The sequence below is a fragment of the Stenotrophomonas sp. DDT-1 genome (assembly GCF_001580555.1).
GTDB classification, from domain to species: domain Bacteria; phylum Pseudomonadota; class Gammaproteobacteria; order Xanthomonadales; family Xanthomonadaceae; genus Stenotrophomonas; species Stenotrophomonas sepilia.
Genome location: NZ_LEKR01000015.1, coordinates 80,279 through 87,475 on the forward strand (window position 1 = coordinate 80,279; position 7,197 = coordinate 87,475).

Genomic DNA, 7,197 nt, shown 5'->3' on the forward strand with positions numbered 1-7,197 from the left:
AGGAATCATCCCGCCGCCGCACTGACCCGGATCGCCAGCAACTCGCCCCCGCCCTGCAACGCATGCCTTTGCCGTTCACCGGCCGCCAACCACGCGGTATCGCCAGCGTGCATCGGCGGCAGACCGCTGTCAGCCCCAAATTCGGCATGACCGGCCAACAGGTAAAGCGCCCAGGCCACGCCTGGTTCGCAGAAGAAGAACATCGAGCCCACCAGCGGCCGATGCAGTAGTTCGGCCTGCAGCAGGTCGCGCTTCCACATCAGGTTGAAGTCGTGGGTGGTGCCGTCGACCAGTTCGCCGTGCAGCGTTTCCTCGCCCGCAAAGCGCACGCGCCCATGCGGCGGCAGGACTTCGGCCACGCGGCCATCCTCGAAGCGCAGGCGCACGCCATTGCCCTGCAGCAGCACCAGCTCGCGCTCCACGCCGGGAAACGCGGAGAACGCGGCGTCCAGCTCGATCTCGGCCACCGACAGGCGCAGCGCCCAGTCATTCCCCTGCGCAGGCAGGCGCAGGATCTCGCGGGTCCAGCCAAGTCCATTCCGCCAGCGTTCGCGGCGGTAGTCCAGGCTGGAAATGACCTGGCTCGGAGTGTGCAGCAGGGAGTCGATGTTCATCCACGCATTGCATCATGCCGCGCGCCGTCGTGCATCACCGCGTGGCCAGCGTGCCCTGGCCGCCGCACCCGCCGGCCAGCAGCTGCGAGTGTTTCAACCAGTCCTGGTCGGGGTAATAGGCGAACACCATCGTGCCGCCACGCAACGCATCGATCAGTGGCTTGGCCACCGACAGGCGCACCGCCGGACAACCCAGGCTGCGGCCCAGCCGCCCCTGCAGCTGCGCGGTGGCCGGGTTCACATATGGCGCGCCGTGGATGACGATCGCGCGTTCGCGCGCGCGGTCATTGAAGCCCGGTTCCAGCCCGGCCAGGCGCAGCGAATACCCGTTGCCGCCCATGTAGGTCTCCTGCGCGGTGAACGCGCCGAGGCTGGACATGAAACTGCCATCGCGGTTGGAGAAGTGCTCGGTGCGGTTCTCGCCGCTGTTGCGGCCATGCGCCACCCATTCCTCGAACAGCAGGCGCTGGTGGGCCAGGTCGAACACCCACAGGCGCGGCTCGGTGGACGGTCGCGAGTAATCGATAACGCTCAGTCGGTCACCGTTGATGCCAAGCTCCGGCCGCTGCAACGCACAGCGCATGGCGTGCGCCGCCAGCTGCAACACGTGGCGGTCGGCCTTGGGCGCACTGCGCGACAGCAAGGCAGCCAGATCTTCGGCACTGGTGGCGAGGGCGGGCGTCTGTGCCAGCGCCGGGGCGCTGGCCGAGGTCGCCAGCAGGCCGAACGCGGCCAGCCGGCACAGGCGGGATGCAGTCATGGGCACAACGAAGGGACTCAGTTGCCCTTGAGGGTGGACCCTGGCGGCTCGGATTCCAAGACCGGCTGCATTCCGGATTCAGCCGGGCTTGGGCGGACCGCCGGCAGCGAGGTCACCAGCAGGGTCGTGCCTGGCACCAGCACCCGGTACAGCTGGCGGGCGAACTCGGCCGGCAGCGCCATCGGCAGCGAGGGCGTGGCCAGCAGGTCCGGCGTGGCCTGGGCGCGGTCCTGGCCCAGCAACGGGTAGGCCGTCCACTGGTGCAGGCGCTGGTTCGCGTCCAGCGGGCTGGGCGTGTCACTGTAACCCTGCCCCATCACGAACAGGGTGGTGCCCTGGAAGGCCGGCAGCGCGTCGGCCTTCAGCGGCGACTCGCCGATCATCACGCCGTCGCGCAGCACGTACAGGCGCTGGTCGTGCAGGCTGACCAGGATGCCGACCTGCCCGGCCGGCGCCGCGCTGTCGTTCCACCAGGCCTGTGCCGACGCCCCACCCTCCGTCTCCGGCAGGGCCTGGCCGCGTGCATTGACCGGCGCCAGCACTGACGGATAGGCCAGGGTCATCGGCGAGCTCTTGGCATCGGCCACCACGACGGTATCGCCACGCTGGGTTTCGCTGAACAGCTTCTGCGCGAAGGCCTGCGGCAGGCGCACGCAGCCGTGCGAGGCCGGATGCCCGGGCAGGCTGCCGCCATGCAGGGCGATGCCATCCCAGGTCAGCCGCTGCATGTACGGCATCGGCGCGCTGTTGTAGAGGTTGGACCTGTGGTCCTTGTCCTTCTGCAGGATGGTGAACACGCCGGTCGGTGTCTCGTGCCCGGCCTTGCCCGAGCTGATCGTGGTCAGGCCGATGGCAATACCGTTGCGGTAGACGTAGGCACGCTGCTCATCGAGGCTGACCACCAGCACGATCGGGCCGGTCGGCGAGATTTCCGGATGCCACAGGTATTCGCCCGGCTTCAGGTCGGTCGGCCCGCGCACCTCGGCGGTGCCGGCGGTGGCAGCTGCGGGCTTGGCAGCCGGTGTCGTCGCAGCGGCATGGGCCAGCAGCGGCAGGGCCAGTGCAAGGGCGAGCATCAGGGTCGTGGGGCGGTGCGGAAGCATCCAGCGCGGGTCCTTTCCATGCAGAGCGGCCACCGTACACCATCGGCCCGTGGTGGCCGCGGCAAAACCAGGCGCCAGAAATGAAACTGCCCGGCGACACAGCCATGTGTCGTACCGGGCAATCGTTACGTCCTTGTCGGCCTGCTGCCGCCCCCTCGCATCCTGCGCTGTGGGGGTAGCGTTGCATCCTGCACGCGGCCGCGTCTGTCCTGTTTGTATCTCAGCCCCTTCCACAGGTCTGTGATGCCACCATCCTGGTGATTGGTGCCGCGTCCTGCGGCGGTCGGTGGTCACGGCCTTCCTGTCCGCGACCGCTGAACCAGCCTCCTGCCGGTTCCGACGATTCCTGCTGTCAGCGCCTGGGTACGGTCCGCACCGGTACCGATCCGGGTACCGGATCCGCCGGCAACAACCTGTTGCCTACGGTGATCCGCTGTCGATTCCGTTCGACGATCGCTTTCCCTATCCCCTTCACCTGCGCCAGGTCCTCGACGCGATGAAACGGGCCGTGTCTGCGCCGGTGCTCGACGATCGCCTCGGCCTTGGCGGCCCCGACCATCGTCAATCCCTGCTGCAGCGCCTGGGCATCGGCGCGGTTGATGTCGATCGGTTCGGCGGCATGCGCCCCAGCGATCCCCACTACCAGCACCAGTGCCCTCAACACGACACTCCAAGGCACGACGTGTATCTCCCTGTGATTCTGGCCGCCCCGACCGGCAATCCCGTCGGCAGGAACAGTGTCCGTCACCACATGTGCACAGCCTATCGGTTTCCCGGATTTCCGTAAGCCAGCCAAATACCCGACGTGATGTAGGAAAAACCCTACCCGTGGCACAGGCGTAGAATGGCCGGATCAGCCCATGCAACCGGAGTTTCAGATGGACAGCGCCAAGCTCGGCCAATTCGTCAATGACAAGTGGGACAGCGAAATCGTCCCGCAGTTGGTCGACTACATCCGCATTCCCAACAAGTCGCCGATGTTCGACGCCAATTGGGTGCAGAACGGCTATATGGAACAGGCGGTCACCCTGATGGAGAACTGGGCCAGGGCCCAGCAGCTGCCCGGCCTGAAGGTTGAAGTGGTGCGCCTGGAAGGCCGTACGCCACTGATCTTCCTGGAAATTCCCGCGACCGGCGCCGAAACCGGCGACGACACCATCCTGCTCTACGGCCATCTGGACAAGCAGCCGGAAATGACTGGCTGGGATGACGATCTCGGCCCGTGGACGCCGGTCCTTCGCGGCGACAAGCTGTATGGCCGCGGCGGTGCGGACGACGGCTACGCCATCTTCGGCTCGCTGGCCGCCGTGCTGGCGCTGCAGGCCCAGGGCCTGCCGCACGCCCGCTGCGTGGTGCTGATCGAGGCCTGCGAAGAGTCCGGCAGCTACGACCTGCCGGCCTACGTCGACCACCTGGCCGAGCGCATCGGCAAGCCCTCGCTGGTGGTCTGCCTGGATTCGGGCTGCGCCAACTACGACCAGCTGTGGTGCACCACCTCGCTGCGCGGCCTGACCGGCGGCAACTTCACTGTGAAGGTGCTCAACGAAGGCGTGCACTCCGGCGATGCCTCCGGCGTGGTGCCGTCCAGCTTCCGCCTGCTGCGCCAGCTGCTGTCGCGCATCGAGGACCAGGACACCGGCCGTATCCTGATCGACGGCATGAACGTGGAAATCCCGGCCGAACGCCTGGAACAGGCCAGGCGCGCGGCCGAAGTGGTGGATACCGAGATCTTCGAGAAGTTCCCCATGGTCGACGGCCTGCGTCCGATGAACGAGGACCTGACCGAGCTGGTGCTCAACCGCACCTGGCGCCCGGCGCTGTCGGTCACCGGCGTGGGCGGCATGCCGCCGCTGGAATCGGCCGGCAACGTGCTGCGCCCGCAGACCTCGGTGAAGCTGTCGCTGCGCCTGCCGCCGACCGCCGATGGCAAGACCTGCGGCGAGCTGCTGAAGGAAGCGCTGCTGCGCGACCCGCCGAACGGCGCGCAGGTCACCCTGGACCTGGAAAAAGCCTCCACCGGCTGGAACGCCCCGGCCATGGCGCCGTGGCTGACCCAGGCCATCGACGATGCCAGCCAGGCCTTCTTCGGCAAGCCGGCGATGTACATGGGCGAAGGCGGCTCGATCCCGTTCATGGGCATGCTCGGTGAGAAGTTCCCGGGTGCGCAGTTCATGATCACCGGCGTGCTCGGCCCGCACTCCAATGCGCACGGCCCGAATGAGTTCCTGCACATCCCGATGGGCAAGAAGGTCACCGCCTGCGTGTCCAAGGTGATCAGCGAGCACTACGCCGCCAGCCTGCGTGGTGAGACCAGCGGTTCGCCGGTGGCTGCCGACAGCGGCACCCGCCACGGCGACCACGGCTGCTGCTGATCCGGCACCGGTGACGGACGCAGCCTGGCCTTGCTAGGCTGCGTCCACACTCAAGCGGAATCCGCGCGCATGAATGGTCTGTTCGGCAGCAGCAGCTGGTTGTACATCCTGCTGGTCGGCTTCTTGGTCGGCCTGCTCGGGCGTTTCTTCATGCCCGGCAACAACCGCATGGGCTGCCTGCTGACCATCGTGCTGGGCATCCTCGGTGCACTGCTGGCCGGTTGGTTCGGCCAGTACATGGGCTGGTACGCCCCCGGCGAACCGGCCGGTTTCCTCGGTGCGGTAGTGGGCGCGGTGGCCGTGCTGGCCGTCCTGCGCCTGTTCAGCGGCCGCCGCTGACCCCGTCCCTCCTTCCCCTCCTGTTCCCGACGTTGGCGCGCCCAGCGCCCCCGGATATGCCCGCATGACCGAACCCGCCTCCGATCCCCAGCGCAGCGCGCGGCGCCTGCAGTGGGCCCGTACCCAGCTCGACGATGCCAGCGCGGTGGTCGAGCGCGCTTCGGTCGATGCCGGCATGCGCAGCTACTGGCGCACCACCAGCACCCGTGGCAGCCACATCGTGATGGACGCCCCACCGGGGCTGGAAGATCCGCGGCCGTGGCTGCGCATGCGCGGCCTGCTGCACGACCACGGCCTGCGCGTGCCTGCATTGCTGGCGCAGGACCTGGAGGCCGGCTTCCTGCTGCTGGAAGATCTCGGCGGCCCGACCCTGGCCAGGATCCTCGACGAGCGCAACGCCGATGAATGGTTCGGCCGCTCGATCGAACAGCTGCTGCGCCTGCAGGCGATTCCGGTACCGGCCGACTTCGGCCAGTTTGGCGAAGCGCTGCTGCAGCGCGATGCCGGCCTGTTCGACGAATGGTTCCTGCAGCGTCACCTGAACCTGGAACTGGACTGCGGTCAGCTCGAGGGGCTGCAGCTGGTGCATCGCCGGTTGATGGACAACGCGCTGGGCCAGGCCCAGCTGATGACCCACCGCGATTACATGCCGCGCAACCTGATGCCGGTCGACGACGGCCCCGCGGTGCTGGATTTCCAGGACCTGGTGCGTGGCCCGATCGCCTACGACGCGGTGAGCCTGTTCAAGGACGCCTTCCTGAGCTGGCCGCTGCAGCGCGTTGACGAGTGGCTGGCGCAGTACCACGAACGCGCGCGCGACGCCGGCCTGCCGGTGCCCGACCGCGCCACCTTCCTGCGCGATGCCGACTGGATGGGCATCCAGCGCCACGTAAAGATCCTCGGCCTGTTCTGCCGCTTGCGCTACCGCGACAACAAGGGCCATTACCTGGACGACGCACCGCGCTTCATCGGCTATCTGGATGAAGTGCTGCCACGCTATCGCGAGCTGGCCCCCCTGCAGCAGCTGCTGGAAAACCGCATCAAGCCGGCGCTGGCCGACCTGGGCGCACCGATGCGCGTGGCCCGATGAAGGCGCTGGTCTTTGCCGCCGGGCTCGGCGAGCGCATGCGCCCGCTGACCCTGCACACACCCAAGCCGCTGCTGGAAGTGGCCGGTAAGCCACTGATCGTCTGGCACCTGGAGCGCCTGGCGGCGCTCGGCGTACGCGAGGTGGTGGTCAACACCGCGTGGCTGGCCGAGCAGTTCCCGGCGACGCTGGGTGATGGCAGCCAGTGGGGCCTGCGCCTGCATTTCCTTTACGAAGGGCAGAGCCCACTGGAAACCGGCGGCGGCATCCTCAATGCACTGCCGGTGCTGGGCGATGCCCCGTTCCTGGTGGTGAACGGCGATATCTGGACCGATTTCGATTTCGCCACGCTGCCGCGCGAGCCGCAGGGCCAGGCACACCTGGTGCTGGTCGACAATCCGGTTCAGCACCCGAACGGTGACTATCGGCTGGATGCACAGGGCCTGCTGCACCACGACCGCGCAGGGCCATGCCTGACCTATGCCGGCATCGGCGTGTACCGCCCCTCGATCGTGGCCGACTGGCGCGTGGTGATCGGCGATGCGCCGGGCAGCGAGCGGCTGCCGCCGAGGTTCTCGGTGGTGCCGCTGCAGAAGCATTTCATGGCGCAGGGGTTGATGACGGGGCAGCACCATCGGGGGCGTTGGACCGATGTCGGGACCGTGGATCGCCTGCGCGCGCTGGATGTGGAGCTGGCGGCGAACGGCTGAGCCCCTCGTGGCTGGACGTTTTGAGAGCAGAAGCCTTGCTTGGCCGGGCGGGGTGGGCCCGCGGGGGACGCCGTGAACCCGTCCCTGAAGTGACCCCCGAGACTTGGACGGTGGGGTCAGGCGGCTGCTTGGGCCTGCTCCCGGTACTTTACCGGGCTTAGCCCCTTCAATTTCAATCTGATTCGCTCTTGGTTGTAGTACTTGATGTACTC

Annotated in this window: 9 protein-coding genes; 4 read left to right on the forward strand and 5 right to left on the reverse strand. The window is 67.7% G+C overall.

Translation table 11 applies throughout. The features are described 5' to 3' along the window. Positions 1 to 5: 5 nt before the first annotated feature. The 4 genes from AB839_RS09980 to AB839_RS09995 all read right to left on the reverse strand — a co-directional run bounded on the left by AB839_RS09980 (position 6) and on the right by AB839_RS09995 (position 3,156). The gene (locus AB839_RS09980; protein ID WP_061479232.1) at positions 6 to 614 is read right to left on the reverse strand and encodes a HutD family protein; all 609 of its coding nucleotides are present in this window, start codon (positions 612 to 614) and stop codon (positions 6 to 8) included. 34 nt (positions 615 to 648) lie between these two features. Further along, positions 649 to 1,374 (reverse strand): murein L,D-transpeptidase catalytic domain family protein, encoded by a 726-nt coding sequence (locus tag AB839_RS09985; protein WP_061479233.1) that lies wholly within the window; start codon positions 1,372 to 1,374, stop codon positions 649 to 651. A gap of 17 nt (positions 1,375 to 1,391) precedes the next feature. Beyond that, positions 1,392 to 2,477, reverse strand: coding sequence for a L,D-transpeptidase (locus AB839_RS09990; protein WP_061479234.1), 1,086 nt, complete (start codon positions 2,475 to 2,477; stop codon positions 1,392 to 1,394). Between the two features lie 352 nt (positions 2,478 to 2,829). Next, entirely contained in the window at positions 2,830 to 3,156 is a 327-nt protein-coding gene (locus AB839_RS09995; RefSeq protein WP_032953992.1) for a helix-hairpin-helix domain-containing protein, read from the reverse strand. Positions 3,157 to 3,355: 199 nt separating this feature from the next. On the opposite strand from AB839_RS09995, the gene AB839_RS10000 reads away from it, so the two are divergent. The 4 genes from AB839_RS10000 (at position 3,356) to murU (ending at position 6,985) form a co-directional block, all read left to right on the forward strand. Then, positions 3,356 to 4,849, forward strand: coding sequence for a M20 family metallopeptidase (locus AB839_RS10000; protein WP_061479235.1), 1,494 nt, complete (start codon positions 3,356 to 3,358; stop codon positions 4,847 to 4,849). A 69-nt stretch (positions 4,850 to 4,918) separates the two neighbouring features. Continuing rightward, positions 4,919 to 5,188, forward strand: coding sequence for a GlsB/YeaQ/YmgE family stress response membrane protein (locus tag AB839_RS10005; protein ID WP_061479236.1), 270 nt, complete (start codon positions 4,919 to 4,921; stop codon positions 5,186 to 5,188). 64 nt (positions 5,189 to 5,252) lie between these two features. Further along, positions 5,253 to 6,278, forward strand: a complete 1,026-nt coding sequence (locus tag AB839_RS10010) for a phosphotransferase (protein ID WP_061479237.1) — start codon at positions 5,253 to 5,255, stop codon at positions 6,276 to 6,278. Next, a complete protein-coding gene (gene murU, locus AB839_RS10015) occupies positions 6,275 to 6,985 on the forward strand; it encodes an N-acetylmuramate alpha-1-phosphate uridylyltransferase MurU (protein WP_061479238.1) in 711 nt (236 codons plus the stop codon). Before AB839_RS10010 ends, murU begins: the two co-directional genes overlap by 4 nt. 116 nt (positions 6,986 to 7,101) lie before the next feature. Here the strand turns inward: murU and AB839_RS21135 are convergent. Further along, the coding region (locus tag AB839_RS21135; RefSeq protein WP_156476642.1) for an IS3 family transposase at positions 7,102 to 7,197 on the reverse strand (96 nt) is incomplete at its 5' end.

Coding starts and splice junctions, on each gene's coding strand:
- AB839_RS09980 (WP_061479232.1), bottom strand. CDS start 614: ATGAACATCGACTCCCTGCTGCACACTCCGAGCCAGGTCATTTCCAGC.
- AB839_RS09985 (WP_061479233.1), bottom strand. CDS start 1,374: ATGACTGCATCCCGCCTGTGCCGGCTGGCCGCGTTCGGCCTGCTGGCG.
- AB839_RS09990 (WP_061479234.1), bottom strand. CDS start 2,477: ATGCTTCCGCACCGCCCCACGACCCTGATGCTCGCCCTTGCACTGGCC.
- AB839_RS10000 (WP_061479235.1), top strand. CDS start 3,356: ATGGACAGCGCCAAGCTCGGCCAATTCGTCAATGACAAGTGGGACAGC.
- AB839_RS10005 (WP_061479236.1), top strand. CDS start 4,919: ATGAATGGTCTGTTCGGCAGCAGCAGCTGGTTGTACATCCTGCTGGTC.
- AB839_RS10010 (WP_061479237.1), top strand. CDS start 5,253: ATGACCGAACCCGCCTCCGATCCCCAGCGCAGCGCGCGGCGCCTGCAG.
- murU (WP_061479238.1), top strand. CDS start 6,275: ATGAAGGCGCTGGTCTTTGCCGCCGGGCTCGGCGAGCGCATGCGCCCG.